Source organism: Xanthomonas sp. NCPPB 3959, assembly GCF_056675575.1.
The window spans coordinates 40450-57514 of sequence record NZ_JBWWVR010000014.1 but is presented as its reverse complement, the minus strand read 5'-3'; the positions used below and the strand labels follow the sequence as shown (position 1 = coordinate 57514).

Genomic DNA, 17065 nt, shown 5'->3' with positions numbered 1-17065 from the left:
CAAGCGTGTTGCAGCGCACTGTTTGCGATTTTGCACAAACCCGCAGAGATCACTGATAAGCGTCTCGGCTAGTCGGGTTCGTTACGTCGCATCGCCCTGCATCGGCGATGCAATCGACGCTCAGGCCAGACGGCGCGAGTCCGCGTAGGGTGGCGTGTCCGGGTAATCGTCTTCGCGCAGTCGCGCTTGCAGATCGCGCCACCATTGCGGCTCGAACAGTTCCGGATGCGTGTGCTTGACCGCTTCCAGCTGCGACGCCGGCAAGCCCATAAACAGCGCAAAACGCTCGGGAAACACATCGCGCGGGCCGACATGAAACCAGGGCTCGGCGGACATTTGTTCTTCGTAACTGGTAGGCGTTGGCCAATCGCGGAACGTGCATTCGGTGATCAGGCACAGCTCGTCGTAGTCGTAGAACACCGCACGTTGATGGCGGGTGATGCCGAAGTTTTTCAGCAGCATGTCGCCGGGAAAGATGTTGTTGCGCGCCATGTCCTTGATCGCTTGCCCGTAGTCCAGCGCCGCGGCATGCGCGGCCTCGGGCAGTTGTTCGCGCAGGTACAGATTGAGCGGGCGCAGCCGGCGCTGCACGTAGCACAGCGCGATCAACACATCGGCGCCATCTTCGCTCAGACTCATCGCACAGCTGGTCTGCAGTTCTTCCAGCAACGCCGGCGAAAAACGCGCCTTGGGAAAGCGCAGAAAGCGATACGGCTGCGCGTCGAGCAGGCGGCCGATGCGGTCGAGCTGGAACACCAGTTCGTATTTGCCTTCCACCTGCGCGCGGCTCATTGTTTTTGGATACGCAAAGCGGTCGCGGATCAGCTTGAACACCAGCGGATAACTGGGCAGCGTAAACACCACCATGACCATGCCGGGCGTGCCATCGGCATGCACCAACTGCTCGGCAGGATGCGCCTGAAAATGGCTGAAAAACGTGCGATAGCGTTCGGTCTTGCCCTGCTTGGCACGCCCCAGCATCGTGTACAACTCGTCGATGGGCTTGTGCGTCAGCAGGCTGCGCAGAAACACCACTGCATCACCGACGGTGGATAGATCTGCCTGGAAATAACTGCGCGAGTTACTGAACAATTGCGCGACATCACTGCGCCGGGTGAGCACCGCTTCGGCACGCAGGCCGGCACCATCGTTGACCAGTGCGATCACGCAGGGAGAAAAGCGATGTTCGCCGAACACGCGCCCGATCAGATAGGCGCGACGTTCGCGGTAGAACACGGTCTCCAGCAGTTCCACACTGCGCACAGGATGCTCGCCCCAGTGCGCAAGATCGTCCTGCAGCCGCACTGCGATTGCCGCCGCGCAGCGGGTGCGGTGCAGGTACGCCACATCGAACGCATAATCGCCCAGCACGCGCACCAGCATGTCGGTCAGCCGGCCAGGCGAGACCGCGTAGGTATGCCGCGCAACCGGCAGCGTAATCGCATCGGTCGGCTCGATATCCAGCGCGATGAATTCGATCTCCGCATCCACACCATGGGTGCCGAAGTAACGCCGGGTCAGGGTGTTGTAAAAGGTCTTGTACAGCTCCTGATCGATCAACCCGGTCAGCAGCGCGGCGTAATGCTCGCGTGCGCGCATCCACAACACGCGGTCGTGCGCCTGCCCCAGCAACACCGCACGCAGCCGCAGCATGCATTCGCTGATGTATTGATCGTAGAGCGCAATACGCGCCACCGCATCCTCGCGCGCGCCGTTCCAGTCGCGTGTCTCGAAGCGCTGTTTGGCGCGTGCGGTAATCTGCGCAAAGCGCGCGTGGTAATCCTCGAAGGCTTCATACACGGCGCGGCCGATCGCCAGCGCGCGACGCTCGGACTGCGGCGGTAACGGAAGAGGGCTCATGGTGGCAGTGTACTCAGCACTTGCGACAGCGCGCAGCCAGTGCGGGCGATCGAGCACGTAATAAGCGGGCAAACACCTGCATCACGCGTCAACTTGCCGCAGCACGCGGTGCGCGCGCCGGCCCTGCTGATCCTGGCAAGGCAGCGCAGTTGCCAAGAACTCTCGTCAGCCAAGGCCACACCAGGCAACACCCAGCCGTGGGCAATGCACTGCAAAGCGGCGGCAAGGCCGGATGCATGACGGTTGCGCTGTCTCCATTGCGCTGAAACGACAAGGCCCGCCTCTGAACGAGGCGGGCCCTGGATGTCGCACTTGCTGAGCGCACCGATACGCGGTGCGCTGGATCAGGCCTTCAGCGTCGCCAAGACGTCGTTGAAGGTCTTGCTCGGGCGCATCGCCTCGCTGACCTTGGCCAGATCGGGGTGGTAGTAGCCGCCGATATCCACCGGCTTGCCCTGCGCGCCGTTGAGCTCGGCCACGATGGTGGCTTCGTTCTCGGTCAGGGCCTTGGCCAGCGGTGCGAACTTGGCCTGCAGCGCGGTGTCTTCGGTCTGTGCGGCCAGGGCCTGCGCCCAGTACATCGCCAGGTAGAAGTGGCTGCCGCGGTTGTCCAGTTCACCGACCTTGCGTGCCGGCGACTTGTTGTTGTCCAGGAACTGGCCATTGGCCACATCCAACGCCTTGGCCAGCACCGTGGCCGACGGGTTGTCGTAGCGGTTGCCCAGATGCTCCAGCGAGGCGGCTAGGGCCAGGAACTCGCCCAGCGAATCCCAGCGCAGGCTGTTCTGTTCGACGAACTGCTGCACGTGCTTGGGCGCCGAGCCACCGGCGCCGGTTTCGAACAGGCCGCCACCGGCCATCAGCGGCACGATCGAGAGCATCTTGGCACTGGTGCCCAGCTCCAGGATCGGGAACAGGTCGGTGAGGTAATCGCGCAGCACGTTGCCGGTGACCGAGATGGTGTCCTGGCCCTTGCGGATGCGCTCCAGCGAGAAAGTGGTCGCTTCCACCGGCGGCAGGATGCGGATATCCAGCCCGCTGGTGTCGTGATCCTTCAGATAGGTTTCGACCTTGGCGATCACCTGCGCGTCGTGCGCGCGCGCCTTGTCCAGCCAGAACACGGCCGGGGTATCGCTCAGACGTGCGCGCTCGACCGCCAGCTTCACCCAGTCCTGGATCGGTGCGTCCTTGACCTGGCACATGCGCCACAAATCGCCAGCTTCCACCGCGTGTTCGAAGACGGTGGTGCCGGTGTCGTCGGTGACCTTGACGGTGCCGGCGGCGGGAAGCTGGAAGGTCTTGTCGTGCGAGCCGTATTCCTCGGCTTTCTGCGCCATCAGGCCGACGTTGGGCACCGAGCCCATGGTGGACGGATCGAACGCGCCGTGCGCTTTGCAATTGTCGATCACGGCCTGGTAGACATCGGCATAGCAGCGATCCGGGATCACCGCCTTGGTGTCCTGCAGCTTGCCTTCGGAGTTCCACATCTGACCCGAATCGCGAATCATCGCCGGCATCGATGCATCGACGATCACATCACTGGGCACATGCAGGTTGGTGATGCCCTTGTCGGAATTGACCATCGCCAGGGCCGGACGCTGCGCGTATTCGGCCTGGATATCGGCCTTGATCTGCGCCTGCTGCGCTTCCGGCAGCGTGGCGATACGTGCGTACAGATCGCCGATGCCGTTGTTGGGATCGAAGCCGACCGATGCAAGCGCATCGGCATGCTTGCTCAGCGTGTCCTTGTAAAACTCGCCGACCACCACACCGAACAGCACCGGGTCGGAGACCTTCATCATGGTGGCTTTCAGATGCACCGAGAACAGCACATCCTTGGCCTTGGCATCGGCGATCTGGGCATCGATGAAGTTGGCCAGTGCGCGCTTGCTCAGCACGGCGGCATCGACGATTTCGCCAGCCTTGACCGCCACTTTTTCCTTCAGCACGCTGCTGCTGCCATCGTTGCCGACGAATTCGATCTTCAGCGTGCCCGCCGCTGCCACCGTGGTGGACTGCTCGCTACCGAAGAAGTCGCCGTCATCCATGTGCGAGACGTGCGACCTGGAGTCGCTGCTCCACTTGCCCATGCGGTGCGGATGCTTGCGTGCGTAATTCTTCACCGACAGCGGTGCGCGGCGATCGGAGTTGCCTTCGCGCAGCACCGGGTTGACTGCGCTGCCCTTGACCTTGTCGTAGCGCGCCTTGATGTCCTTTTCGGCGTCGTCCTTGGGCGTGTCCGGATACGCCGGCAGCGCATAACCCTGGCCCTGCAGTTCGGCGATCGCGGCCTTGAGCTGCGGCACCGAGGCGCTGATGTTGGGCAGCTTGATGATGTTGGCTTCCGGCGTGGTGGCCAGCGCGCCCAGCTCACCAAGGTCGTCGGCGATCTGCTGCGCGTCGGTCAGGTGCTCGGGGAACAACGACAGAATGCGGCCGGCCAGCGAGATATCGCGGGTTTCGACCACGATGCCGGCGGTATCGGTGTAGGCATCGATGATCGGCAGCAGCGACTGCGTGGCCAGATACGGTGCTTCGTCGGTGAGCGTGTAGAGGATCTTCGGTGTCTTCGACATGAGGTGCGATGGCTCTTGTGGTCGGGAGGAGCGCCGGTGTCCATGGCAATGGCGTTGGCGTGCGCGACGGGGGTCGCTGGTGGCACGCCGATCGGCCAGCGCGTGGAACGCGGCGATGGATCAGCACGGCATTGTCGCGTCTGAGCCGCGCCCGGGTAAAGCGACCACAGGCGGATGCTCCATCCCGTGACCCGGCCAATCGACATGGATGCAGCTGTAACGAATGTGTTGCGTCGCAACGTGGCGCAGCAAAAAGGGCGCGATCGTGTGATCGCACCCTGATGGCTTACCGCTTGATGGCTTGCTGGAAGAACAGCGACGAAGTGCTCGCCCTATTGGCCAACATGTTGGCGGGCCAGCGTGTTACCGCCCTACTCCGCCAGCATGCGCGTCTACATGCAGCATGCTTCCTCGCGCTTGTCTTACTTGACCGTAATGGTCTGCGGATTACCCGCCGGCTTGCCATCCACCATCACCTGCGCGGTGTAGGTGCCAGCCGGCCAGCCATCGGGCTTGCTGAAGCTGAGGTTGGTGGTTTCTGCGCCGGTGGTGGTCAAGGTGGCGTTCTGCTCACCAGCGACCTGGCCGTCCTGGTAGGTGAGCTTGGCCGAAACCGGCACGTTGCTCGCGCTGCCATCGGTTTTCACCGAGACGATAATGGTGTCTTTGCTGCCGATAGTGGCCGACGGAGTCACTGTCTTGTCTGCGGCAGCAGTGGTGCCGACCGCAACGCTGGACACCGTCACTGCCGCGCCGGTTGCGGCAGCACTGTCGGTACTGGCAGCACCGGTAGCAGTGCTCTGGCCAGCCTGATCGCTCGCAGGCGGCGTGCCCGCCGGGCCAGGCATCGCTTCGGTGGCCGCACCGGAGGTGGGATCCTTCGACACACTGGCATCTTCTTCTTTCTTGCAACCTGATAGTGCGAGCACGCCGACAAGCGCAATGGCGAGCGTGTTTGAAACGGATTTGGTACGCATGGATGAATCTCCGGATAAACGAATGGGGTTTCTTGAAGAATGCGTTGAGTGCAACAGATCACCAAGCCAGCTATTGGCTAAATCAGGCGTTTATGCCTTTGGTGGTAAGTGCAATACCTGTCCCGGAAAAATCTTGTCCGGATCCTTGAGCGTCTCGCGATTGGCCTCGAAAATGCGCGGCCACAGATTGCCGTCGCCATAATGGCGTTTGGCAATACTGGAAAGGCTGTCGCCTGCCTGCACGGTCACCGTCTCTTCGACGATCTGCGCCGTGCTTTGCACGCTGCTGCGGACATTGGAAAAATCCGGTGCTGGCGTGACATCGGCGGTGCTGTCGACCGAGGACGTCACGTTGGAAAAATCTGCTTTCTTGTCGACACTCATTGCTGCCATCCTTCGTGCATCACGATGACTGCAGGGTGCGCGGAGCGCCGTTAAGCGTGGATCGCGCCGCCGTGAAGCTGGCGCGATCCTCCAACACGGCCGGCTACTGGCGCAGGTCGCGGAAAATCGACAGCGGTGTCGGCACGCTGGGCGAACTACGCAATGGATTGATGTCCAGCCCGCCCCGACGGGTATAACGTGCCTCCACCACCAGCCACTCGGGCGCGCAGCGGATCAGCACGTCATGGAAGATGCGCTCCACGCATTGCTCATGAAACTCGGCGTGGTCGCGGAAACTCACCAGATAGCGCAACAGACCTTCGCGGTCGATCGGCGCGCCGCGATAGCGCAGCGTGACGCTGGCCCAATCCGGTTGACCGGTAACCGGGCAATTGGATTTGAGCAACGCCGAGGTCAGCACTTCTTCCACGATTGGTTGTGCGTGCGCTGAGAGATACGCGGCATTGGGCGGGCCGTAATCGTCGATGCTGACATCCAACGCGTCGATCGATTCGCCCTCGCCCACCGCATCGATCGGCGGCAGACCGAATTCCACCGCCACATCGGCACCGGCGCGCGTGGACAGGTCGGAGGCGATACGCGTGCGCACCGCTTCGGCACTATTGAAGCGGGTGGCGTTGAGCGAGTTGAGATACAGCTTGAGCGACTTGGATTCGATCAACGACGGCGAATCGCTGGGCACATGCAAGGTAGCGGTGGCCACGCAGGGTTTGCCCTGTGCATCGAGCCAGCCGAGTTCATAGGCGTGCCAGCGATCGCGGCCGATAAAGGGCAGCGCACCGATCAGGCCGATCGCCTCGCGCCCGGCCGCGCGCGGAATCGGAAACAACAGCGACGGATCGTAGCCGCTGGGGTAAGCGACCTCACGACCGAGGGAGGAATCTTCTGGGGTATTCATGCCGCCATTTTAGGGCGAGCGGGCTGGCCGTGAGGTGTATGGCAGCCGCCGGAGCAACCGCCTGGGCAAACAGAAGCAGCGGGCTTCACACAGCCCGCCGCCGTAATCACCGCAAACGGACAGCGGGAATCGTGCAGTTGCACACGAATCCCTAATCCCCAATCACAAATCCCGGTTTCAGCCAGCCTCGCCCTGATGCAGATAATCCAGCGACACCTGCAACAGCGCGCGCAAACCCACATCCAGCGACGACTCGTCGAGCAGGAACTGCGGCGAATGGTTGCTGGGCGCGGTCGCCGGGTCGATGCCCTTGGCGGTGGAGCCGACAAAGAAGAACATCGACGGTACCTGCTGGGCGTAGAACGAGAAGTCTTCCGCGCCCATCTGCAGCGGCGGCTCGTAGACGTTGTCTGCGCCCACCACAGCCTGCAGGCTGGGCAGCATCCTGGCGGTCAGCGCCGGGTCGTTGATCGTGGCCGGGTTGCCGGGCTGGTCCGGCACCTGTGCCTCGACGGTGGCCCCGTGCGCGGCCGCAGTGTGCTCGGCCACGGTCTTGAGGTCGGCGAAGATCTGCTGGCGCATGGCTTCGTCGAAGGTGCGGATGGTGCCGACCATTTCCACGTCGTCAGGGATGATGTTGTAGCGGATGCCGCCCTTGATCGCGCCGAAGCTCAGCACCGCCGGCTGCTTGGACAGATTGGCGCGGCGGCTGATCACGGTCTGCGCAGCGCCGATCATGTCGGCACTGGCCACGATCGGGTCGATACCGTTCCACGGCGCCGAGCCATGCGTCTGGCGGCCGATCATCTTGATCGCAAAGCGGTCCGAGGCAGCCATCAGCGGGCCGCTACGCACCGCGATCTTGCCGGCCTGCACGCTGGAGAACACATGCAGGCCGAACACCGCCTGCGGCTTGAAGTCGGCAAACAGCCCTTCCTTGAGCATCAGCGAGGCGCCGCCCTCTTCGTTGCCGGGTGCGCCTTCTTCGGAGGGCTGGAAGATCAGCATCACCTCGCCGGGCAGTTGGTCGCGCATGCCGACCAGCGCTTCGGCCACGCCGAGCAGGATCGCGGTATGCGCGTCGTGGCCGCAGGCGTGCATCACCCCGACCTGCTCGCCGCGGTACTCGGCAGTGGCTTTGGAAGCGAACGGCAGCCCGGTCTGCTCTTTCACCGGCAGGGCGTCCATATCCGCGCGCAAGGCGATCTTGGGACCCGGCTTGCCGCCCTTGATGATGGCCACCACGCCGTGATGGGCGATGCCGGTGCGCGGCTTGAGGCCGAGCTTGCGCAGCTGCGCGGCCACCGTGGCGGCGGTGCGCTCCTCGCGGTTGGACAGTTCCGGATGCTGATGGAAGTCGCGGCGCCACTGCACCAGCTTGGTCTGCAACGGTGCGGCGGCGGCCTGCACTTCGGGCCGGGGCGCAGCCTGGGCGGCGGCGAGCGTGGGCAGGGCGAGCAACAGCGCGCTGGTCAGCAGGCGGGAGTGGCGCATCGAGAATCCTCTAAAGATGGTTGCTTAATGTAGTGCACCCGCGCAGCTGGCGGGCTGCGGTGGTGCCCGATTCAGCCCGCCGGTCAACCGTGGCGACCGTGGTGCGTTGCCGCTGTACTGCATCTGTGAACGTCGTGGCCGTTTCGCTTGGCGAGCCGTTACTTCAGTAACGCTCAATTGGTTGGGCGCAACGATATGCTTCGCACAGCTGCCCCACGGTCGCATCAGCGCCCGGCCCGCCCTCAGGAGTTGTCGCATGTCGCGTTTTTGGAAGATCACACTGCTGGTCGTAGCGGTGCTTGTCGTAGTGTTCGTTGCAATGCGCATGTTCGGTGGGGGCAATCACGGCAAGCGCGCGGGCGCGCCGGACGGCAGCGGCAGCGAAGACCACGGCCCGGTGCCGGTCACGGTGGTGGCCGCCACCACCCAGGACGTGCCGGTCTACGCCAGCGCGTTGGGCACGGTCACCGCGCTCAACACGGTCACGGTCAGCCCGCAGGTCGGCGGCCAGCTGATGAGCCTGAATTTCCAGGAGGGCCAGGAAGTGAAGAAGGGCCAGCTGCTGGCGCAGATCGATCCACGCAGCCTGCAGGCCAGCTATGACCAGTCGCTGGCGGCTAAGCGCCAGAACCAGGCGCTGCTGGCTACCGCGCGGGTCAACTACCAGCGCTCCAACGATCCGGCCTACAAGCAGTACGTCTCGCGCACCGACCTGGACACCCAGCGCAACCAGGTGGCGCAGTACGAGGCGGCGGTGTCGGCCAACGATGCGCAGATGCGCGCGGCCCAGGTGCAGTTGCAGTTCACCCGCATCCTGGCGCCGATCGACGGCATTGCCGGCATCCGCGGTGTGGACGTGGGCAATATCGTCAGCAGCACCTCCACCATCGTCACCCTGACCCAGATCCGCCCGATCTACGTGTCCTTCAACCTGCCCGAGCGCGAGCTGCAGGCGGTGCGCAGCGGTCAGGCGGCCGCCGCGCTGGGCGTGGCGGCGCTGGATCGCGGCGACGCGCACATCATCAGCGGCGACGGCAAGCTGGACGTCATCGACAACCGCATCGCCGCCGACAGCGGCACCTTCGGCGCACGCGCGATCTTCGACAACGCCGACAACGCGTTGTGGCCGGGCCAGTTCGTCAACGTGCGGCTGCAGTTGCGCACCATCTCCGGTGGCACCGTGGTGCCGACTCAGGCGGTGCAGCGCGGCCCGGACGGCGATTACGTGTACGTGGTGGGCAGCGACAACACCGCGCAGATGCGCAACGTGGTGCAGGGCGTGGAGGTGGACGACAGCCACGTGCAGATCACCAAGGGGCTCAAGCAGGGCGAGCGGGTGGTGACCGAAGGCCAGTTCCGCTTGAAGCCGGGCAGCAAGGTCAGCGCGCTCAAGCCGGGCGAAACACCGCCCGAGCCGACCGAGGCCGAACTCAAGGCCGTGCAGGACAAGCAGGAACGCGGCGGCGCCGGCGGCCGACGCGGCGGCGGTGGCCCGCGCTAACGCGCGATCACCGGCGACGGGAGTTCCGTCGCCGGTGCGCGTCGGCGCATTGCGCGCCGGCACCGATTGACGTCTTCAGCAAGGATTCCCCCCGTGGGCTTTTCGACCATCTTCATCCGCCGTCCCATCGCCACCTCGTTGTTGATGGCGGGCATCCTGCTGCTGGGCATCCTGGGCTACCGGCAACTGCCGGTCTCCGCACTGCCGGAGATCGATGCCCCCAGCCTGGTCGTCTCCACCCAGTACCCCGGCGCCAACGCGACCACCATGGCCTCGCTGGTGACCACACCGCTGGAGCGCCAGCTCGGGCAGATCTCCGGGCTGCAGATGATGACCTCCGATTCGTCGGCAGGCCTGTCCACGATCATTCTGCAATTCTCGATGGACCGCGACATCGACATCGCCGCGCAGGACGTGCAGGCGGCGATCCGCCAGGCCACCCTGCCCTCGTCGCTGCCGTACCAGCCGGTCTATAACCGGGTCAATCCGGCCGACGCGGCCATCCTCACGCTCAAGCTCACCTCCGACTCGCTGCCGCTGCGCGAGGTCAACCGCTACGCCGACGCGATCCTGGCCCAGCGCCTGTCGCAGGTGCCGGGCGTGGGCCTGGTGTCGATCGCCGGCAACGTGCGGCCAGCCGTGCGCATCCAGGTCAACCCGGCGCAGCTGTCGAACATGGGCCTGACCATGGAGTCGCTGCGCAGCGCGCTGACCCAGACCAATGTCAGCGCGCCCAAGGGCTCGCTCAACGGCAAGACCCAGTCCTACAGCATCGGCACCAACGACCAGCTCACCGATGCCGCGCAATACCGCGAAACCATCATCAGCTACAGCAATGGCCGCCCGGTGCGGCTGGCCGATGTGGCCAACGTGGTCGACGGTGTGGAAAACGATCAGCTCGCCGCCTGGGCCGATGGCAAACCGGCAGTGCTGCTGGAAATCCGCCGCCAGCCCGGCGCCAACATCGTGCAGACGGTGGAGCAGATCCGCAGCATCCTGCCGCAGCTGCAGGCGGTATTGCCGGCCGATGTGCATCTGGAAGTGTTCGCCGACCGCACCGAAACCATCCGCGCCTCCGTGCATGAAGTGAAGTTCACCCTGGTGCTGACCATCTTCCTGGTGGTGGCGGTGATCTTCGTGTTCCTGCGCCGGCTGTGGGCCACCATCATTCCCTCGGTGGCGGTGCCGCTGTCGCTGGCCGGCACCTTCGGGGTGATGGCGTTTGCGGGCATGTCGCTGGACAACCTGTCGCTGATGGCGCTGGTGGTGGCGACCGGTTTCGTGGTCGACGATGCGATCGTCATGATCGAAAACATCGTGCGCTACATCGAACAAGGCAAGAGCGGGCCGGAAGCGGCCGAGATCGGCGCCAAGCAGATCGGCTTCACCGTGTTGTCGCTGACCGTGTCGCTGGTGGCGGTGTTCCTGCCGCTGCTGCTGATGCCGGGTGTCACCGGGCGCCTGTTCCATGAGTTTGCGTGGGTGCTGTCGATTGCGGTGACGATCTCGATGCTGGTGTCGCTGACGCTGACGCCGATGATGTGCGCTTACCTGCTCAAGCCCGACGCCTTGCCTGAGGGCGAGGACGCGCACGAACGTGCCGCTGCCGCCGGCAAGACCAACTTGTGGACGCGCACGGTGGGCACCTACGAGCGCAGCCTGGACTGGGTGCTGGCGCATCAGCCGCTGACTTTGGTGGTGGCGATCGGTGCGGTAGCGCTGACCGTGGTGCTGTACATCGCGATCCCCAAGGGCCTGCTGCCCGAGCAGGACACCGGCCTGATCACCGGCGTGGTGCAGGCCGATCAGAACGTGGCGTTCCCGCAGATGCAGCAGCGCACCCAGGCGGTGGCCGCAGCGCTGCAGAAAGACCCGGCAGTGACCGGTGTGGCGGCTTTCATCGGCGCCGGCTCGATGAATCCCACCATCAACCAGGGCCAGCTCTCGATCGTGCTGAAGACGCGCGGCGATCGCGACAGCCTGGACGAGGTGCTGCCGCGCCTGCAAAAGGCGGTGGCCGGCATCCCGGGCGTGGCGCTGTTCCTCAAGCCGGTGCAGGACGTCACCCTGGACACCCGCGTAGCCGCCACCGAATACCAGTATTCGATGTCGGATGTGGACAGCGCCGAGCTGGCCACCTGGGCCGCACGCATGACCGAGGCGATGCGCAAGCTGCCCGAGCTGGCCGACGTGGACAACAATCTGGCCAACCAGGGGCGCGCGCTGGAACTGACCATCGACCGCGACAAGGCCAGCATGCTCGGCGTGCCGATGCAGACCATCGACGACACGCTGTACGACGCCTTCGGCCAGCGCCAGATCTCCACCATCTTCACCGAGCTCAATCAATACCGGGTGGTGCTGGAAGTGGCGCCGGAATTCCGCAGCAGCACCGCGTTGATGAATCAGCTGGCGGTGGCCAGCAATGGCAGCGGCGCGTTGACCGGCACCAATGCGACCAGCTTCGGCCAGGTGAGCTCGTCCAACTCGTCCACTGCCACCGGCGTGGGCGCGCAGAACACCGGCATCGTTGTCGGCGCCGGCAGCATCATTCCGCTGGCTGCACTGGCCGAGGCCAAGGTCACCAACACGCCGTTGGTGGTGAGCCATCAGCAACAGCTGCCGGCGGTCACGGTCTCGTTCAATCTGGCGCCGGGCCACTCGCTGTCGCAGGCGGTGGAAGCGATCGAACAGGCGCGCGAAGACCTCAAGATCCCGAACCAGGTGCATGCCGAGTTCGTCGGCAAGGCGGCCGAATTCACCGGCAGCCAGACCGATATCGTATGGCTGCTGCTGGCCTCGATCGTGGTGATCTACATCGTGCTGGGCGTGCTCTACGAGAGCTACATCCACCCGCTGACGATCATCTCCACGCTGCCGCCCGCCGGTGTTGGCGCGCTGCTGGCGTTGATGATGTGCGGGCTGAGCCTGTCGGTGGACGGCATCGTCGGCATCGTGCTGCTGATCGGCATCGTCAAGAAGAACGCGATCATGATGATCGACTTCGCCATCGACGCGCGCCGCGAAGGCGCCAACGCGCACGAGGCGATCCGGCGCGCCTGCCTGCTGCGTTTCCGCCCGATCATGATGACCACCGCCGCCGCCATGCTGGGTGCGCTGCCGTTGGCCCTGGGCACCGGCATCGGCTCGGAGCTACGGCGTCCGCTGGGCATCGCCATCGTCGGCGGCCTGCTGTTGTCGCAATTGGTGACGCTGTACACCACGCCGGTGATCTATCTGTACATGGAACGTGCCGGCGAGCGCGTGCGCGATTGGCGCGCACGGCGTGCCGCACGCCGCGACGGCGCAAACCCGGCCTCCACCTCGGAGCGCCCGGCATGACGGCCGGTGCAGCGAAGGCTGATCGGATTTCCGGCCTACGGCGGCGCATGCCCGCACGCGCATTCGGGCGTGGCTTTGGCCCTGCTTGCCGAATCCGGACTCCCGAATCCCGAATCCCGGCGCCACAGCCATGAACATCTCTGCCCCCTTCATCAAGCGCCCGATCGGCACCTCGTTGCTGGCGATCGGTTTGTTCGTGATCGGATTGATGTGCTACCTGCGGCTGGGCGTGGCGGCATTGCCGAACATCCAGATTCCGGTGATCTTCGTGCATGCCACGCAGTCCGGCGCCGATGCCAGCACCATGGCCTCCACCGTCACCGCGCCGCTGGAACGGCATCTGGGCCAGCTGCCCGGCATCGACCGCATGCGCTCCTCCAGTTCGGAGAGCAGCAGCCTGGTGGTGCTGGTGTTCCAGAGCAATCGCAACATCGATTCGGCCGCGCAGGACGTGCAGACCGCGATCAACTCGTCGCAATCGGACCTGCCTTCCGGGCTCGGCACACCGATCTATTCGAAAGCCAACCCGAACGACGACCCGGTCATCGCCATCGCGTTGACCTCCGACACCCAATCGGCCGATGAGCTCTACAACGTCGCCGACTCGCTGCTGGCGCAACGGCTGCGCCAGATCACCGGCATCAGTTCGGTGGATATTGCCGGCGCCTCCACACCGGCGGTACGCGTGGATGTGGATTTGCGCGCGCTCAACGCGCTGGGCCTGACCCCGGACGATCTGCGCAACGCCGTGCGTGCGGCCAACGTCACCTCACCGACCGGCTTTCTGTCCGACGGCAACACCACCATGGCGATCGTGGCCAACGATTCGGTCGCCAAGGCCGCCGATTTCGCACAGCTGGCGATCTCCACCCAGTCCAACGGGCGCATCGTGCGGCTGGGCGATGTGGCCACCGTCTACGACGGCCAGCAGGATGCCTATCAAGCCGCCTGGTTCGACGGCAAACCCGCCGTGGTGATGTACGCCTTCACCCGCGCCGGCGCCAACATCGTCGAAACCGTGGACCAGGTGAAGGCGCAGATTCCCGGGCTGCGCGCCTACCTGCAGCCCGGCACCAAACTGACGCCATATTTCGACCGCACACCCACCATCCGTGCCTCGCTGCACGAGGTGCAGGCCACGCTGATGATCAGTTTGGTGATGGTGATCCTGACCATGGCGCTATTCCTGCGCCGGCTGGCACCGACCTTGATTGCCGCAGTCACCGTGCCGCTGTCGTTGGCCGGCTCGGCGCTGGTGATGTACATGCTGGGCTTCACCTTGAACAACCTCAGCCTGCTGGCGCTGGTGATCGCGATTGGCTTTGTGGTCGACGATGCGATCGTGGTGATCGAAAACATCATGCGCCATCTCGACGAAGGCATGCCGCGCCTGGATGCCGCACTGGCCGGTGCGCGCGAGATCGGTTTCACCATCGTCTCGATCACCGCCTCGCTGGTGGCAGTGTTCATTCCGATGCTGTTTGCCAGCGGCATGGTCGGGGCGTTCTTCCGCGAATTCACCGTGACCCTGGTGGCGGCGATCGTGGTGTCGATGCTGGTGTCGCTGACCTTGACGCCGGCGTTGTGCAGCCGCTTTCTGTCGGCACATACCGAGCCGGAAAAACCTAGCCGTTTCGGTGCCTGGCTGGACCGCATGCACGAGCGCATGCTCGCCGTGTACACCGTGGCGCTGGATTTCTCGCTGCGGCACGCCTTGCTGTTGTCGCTGACGCCGTTGCTGCTGATTGCCGCCACCATTTTTCTCGGCAGCGCAGTCAAAAAGGGCTCGTTCCCCGCGCAGGACACCGGTCTGATCTGGGGCCGCGCCAATTCCAGCGCCACGGTCTCGTTCGCCGACATGGTCAGCCGCCAGCGCCGCATCACCGACATGCTGATGGCCGACCCGGCAGTGAAGACCGTCGGCGCGCGGCTGGGCTCCGGCCGCCAGGGCTCCAGCGCCTCGTTCAATATCGAATTGAAAAAACGCAATGAAGGCCGCCGCGACACCACCGCGCAAGTGGTCGCACGCCTGAGCGCCAAGGCCGACCGCTACCCGGATCTGGATCTGCGCCTGCGCGCGATCCAGGACCTGCCCAGCGACGGCGGTGGCGGCACCAGCCAGGGCGCGCAATACCGCGTGTCGCTGCAGGGCAACGATCTGGCACAGCTGCAGGAATGGCTGCCTAAGCTGCAGACCGCGTTGAAGAAGAATCCACGTCTGCGCGATGTCGGCACCGACGTGGACACCTCGGGCCTGCGCCAGAACATCGTGATCGACCGTGCCAAGGCCGCGCGGCTGGGCATCTCGGTCGGTGCGATCGATGGCGCGCTGTATGGCGCGTTCGGCCAGCGCTCCATTTCCACCATCTATTCGGATCTCAACCAGTACAGCGTGGTGGTCAATGCGTTGCCCTCGCAGACGGCCACGCCCAAGGCGCTGGATCAGGTGTTCGTGCCCAACCGTGCCGGCCTGATGGTGCCGATTACGTCGGTTGCCACGCAGGTGCCGGGCCTGGCGCCGCCGCAGATCATCCATGAAAACCAGTACACCACGATGGATCTGAGCTACAACCTGGCACCGGGCGTGAGCACCGGCGAGGCAGACCTGATCATCAAGTCCACCGTGGACGGGCTGCGCATGCCCGACGGCATTCGTCTCAGCGGCGACGACAGTTTCAACGTGCAGCTCAGCCCCAATTCGATGGGCGTGCTGCTGCTGGCTGCGGTGCTCACCGTCTACATCGTGCTGGGCATGCTGTACGAGAGCCTGATCCATCCGGTGACCATCCTGTCCACGTTGCCGGCCGCCGGCGTGGGCGCGCTACTGGCACTGTTCCTCACCAACACCGAGTTGTCGGTGATCTCGATGATCGCGCTGGTGCTGCTGATCGGCATCGTCAAAAAGAACGCGATCATGATGATCGACTTCGCACTGGTGGCGCAGCGCGTGCACGGCATGGATGCGCGTGCGGCCGCCCGCGAGGCCTCGATCGTGCGCTTCCGGCCGATCATGATGACCACGATGGTGGCGATCCTGGCCGCAGTGCCGCTGGCGGTGGGCCTGGGCGAAGGCTCGGAACTGCGCCGCCCGCTCGGTATCGCGATGATCGGTGGGCTGATCTTCTCGCAGAGCCTGACCCTGCTCAGCACCCCGGCGCTGTATGTGATCTTCTCTTGCCTGAGCGAGCGCTGGAAGGCGCGTCGCGCACGTGCGCGCACGCGCCGTGCAGAACGCGCGGCAGCACGGCGCCCGGCAGCCTCGGCGCACTGAGGCTGGGCTGACAAAAACCGAAGAGAAGTGATTGAACGGTGTGGATGCGTTGCGGTTGTGGAGCGGCTGATCTGCGGCTTGGCTGCAAGGCCCTTGCCCGCCCACCATCGCAGGACACGCTGCAAGTACGGCCTTGTAAGCTCTTACGCGGCATCCATGCCGCGTAAGGTCCCGCGACGGTGGCCGGGCAAGGACCAGTCGATTTGGTCTGTGTGCATGGCTTTAAAAAAGCCACGGACTAACTCTCTGGTGCGGTGTCCTCGCCGATTGCGGGACCGTGTGGCGGCATGGATGCCGCCACCGAGCCTCCAGGGATGGATTCACGGCGTGTCCCGCAAGCGGTGAGGGCGTCGCGCCCTCGACCCGCTAGGCTTCGGAACATCCAAGCAATGCTGAAGCTCAAGATCCCGGTCGCCTTGAGAGGTAATCGAACGGTGTGGAGATGCCGTCGGGTGCAGAGCGGCTGATTTGCGGGTTGGCTGCAGGGCCCTTGCCCGCCCACCATCGCGGGACACGCCGCAAGTACGTCCGTGTAGGCTCTTACGCGGCATCCATGCCGCGTAAGGTCCCGCGACGGTGGGCGGGCAAGGACCAGTGGAGATGGTCGGTGTGCGTGGTTGCGCGCAGTGCACGCCGTGCGGGAGTTCGATTAGGTGCAGTCTAATCAGCTCAGTTCTATCCGATCGATGTCACTGCCATCCAACACCAACTCATTCGTCAAACCAGGGGCGTGTGGCCAAC

General features: G+C 64.6%; 9 protein-coding genes. 3 read left to right on the top strand and 6 right to left on the bottom strand.

Going from position 1 to position 17065, the window contains the following annotated elements; genetic code table 11:
* Positions 1–120: 120 nt before the first annotated feature.
* From aceK to AC1KVG_RS16435, 6 genes are all read right to left on the bottom strand, one after another.
* A complete protein-coding gene (gene aceK / locus AC1KVG_RS16460) occupies positions 121–1860 on the bottom strand; it encodes a bifunctional isocitrate dehydrogenase kinase/phosphatase (RefSeq protein WP_481095099.1) in 1740 nt (579 codons plus the stop codon).
* Between the two features lie 344 nt (positions 1861–2204).
* Complete coding sequence (locus tag AC1KVG_RS16455) at positions 2205–4436, bottom strand: NADP-dependent isocitrate dehydrogenase (RefSeq protein WP_481095098.1); 2232 nt, start codon at positions 4434–4436, stop codon at positions 2205–2207.
* 422 nt (positions 4437–4858) lie between these two features.
* Positions 4859–5413 (bottom strand): hypothetical protein, encoded by a 555-nt coding sequence (locus AC1KVG_RS16450; protein WP_481095097.1) that lies wholly within the window; start codon positions 5411–5413, stop codon positions 4859–4861.
* Positions 5414–5503: 90 nt separating this feature from the next.
* Positions 5504–5797 (bottom strand): LysM peptidoglycan-binding domain-containing protein, encoded by a 294-nt coding sequence (locus AC1KVG_RS16445; RefSeq protein WP_104549983.1) that lies wholly within the window; start codon positions 5795–5797, stop codon positions 5504–5506.
* Positions 5798–5900: 103 nt separating this feature from the next.
* Positions 5901–6716: an NADPH-dependent 7-cyano-7-deazaguanine reductase QueF gene (queF, locus tag AC1KVG_RS16440; protein WP_481095096.1), complete on the bottom strand. Its 816-nt coding sequence runs from the start codon at positions 6714–6716 to the stop codon at positions 5901–5903.
* 177 nt (positions 6717–6893) lie between these two features.
* Positions 6894–8210: a M20 family metallopeptidase gene (locus AC1KVG_RS16435; protein ID WP_104549982.1), complete on the bottom strand. Its 1317-nt coding sequence runs from the start codon at positions 8208–8210 to the stop codon at positions 6894–6896.
* A 256-nt stretch (positions 8211–8466) separates the two neighbouring features.
* Between AC1KVG_RS16435 and AC1KVG_RS16430 the strand changes: the two genes are divergently transcribed.
* The 3 genes from AC1KVG_RS16430 to AC1KVG_RS16420 all read left to right on the top strand — a co-directional run bounded on the left by AC1KVG_RS16430 (position 8467) and on the right by AC1KVG_RS16420 (position 16324).
* Positions 8467–9711: an efflux RND transporter periplasmic adaptor subunit gene (locus AC1KVG_RS16430; protein WP_481095095.1), complete on the top strand. Its 1245-nt coding sequence runs from the start codon at positions 8467–8469 to the stop codon at positions 9709–9711.
* Positions 9712–9804: 93 nt separating this feature from the next.
* Positions 9805–13053, top strand: coding sequence for an efflux RND transporter permease subunit (locus AC1KVG_RS16425; RefSeq protein ID WP_481095094.1), 3249 nt, complete (start codon positions 9805–9807; stop codon positions 13051–13053).
* Between the two features lie 130 nt (positions 13054–13183).
* On the top strand, positions 13184–16324 hold the full coding sequence (locus AC1KVG_RS16420; RefSeq protein ID WP_481095093.1) for an efflux RND transporter permease subunit: 3141 nt from the start codon (positions 13184–13186) through the stop codon (positions 16322–16324).
* Positions 16325–17065 lie beyond the last annotated feature (741 nt).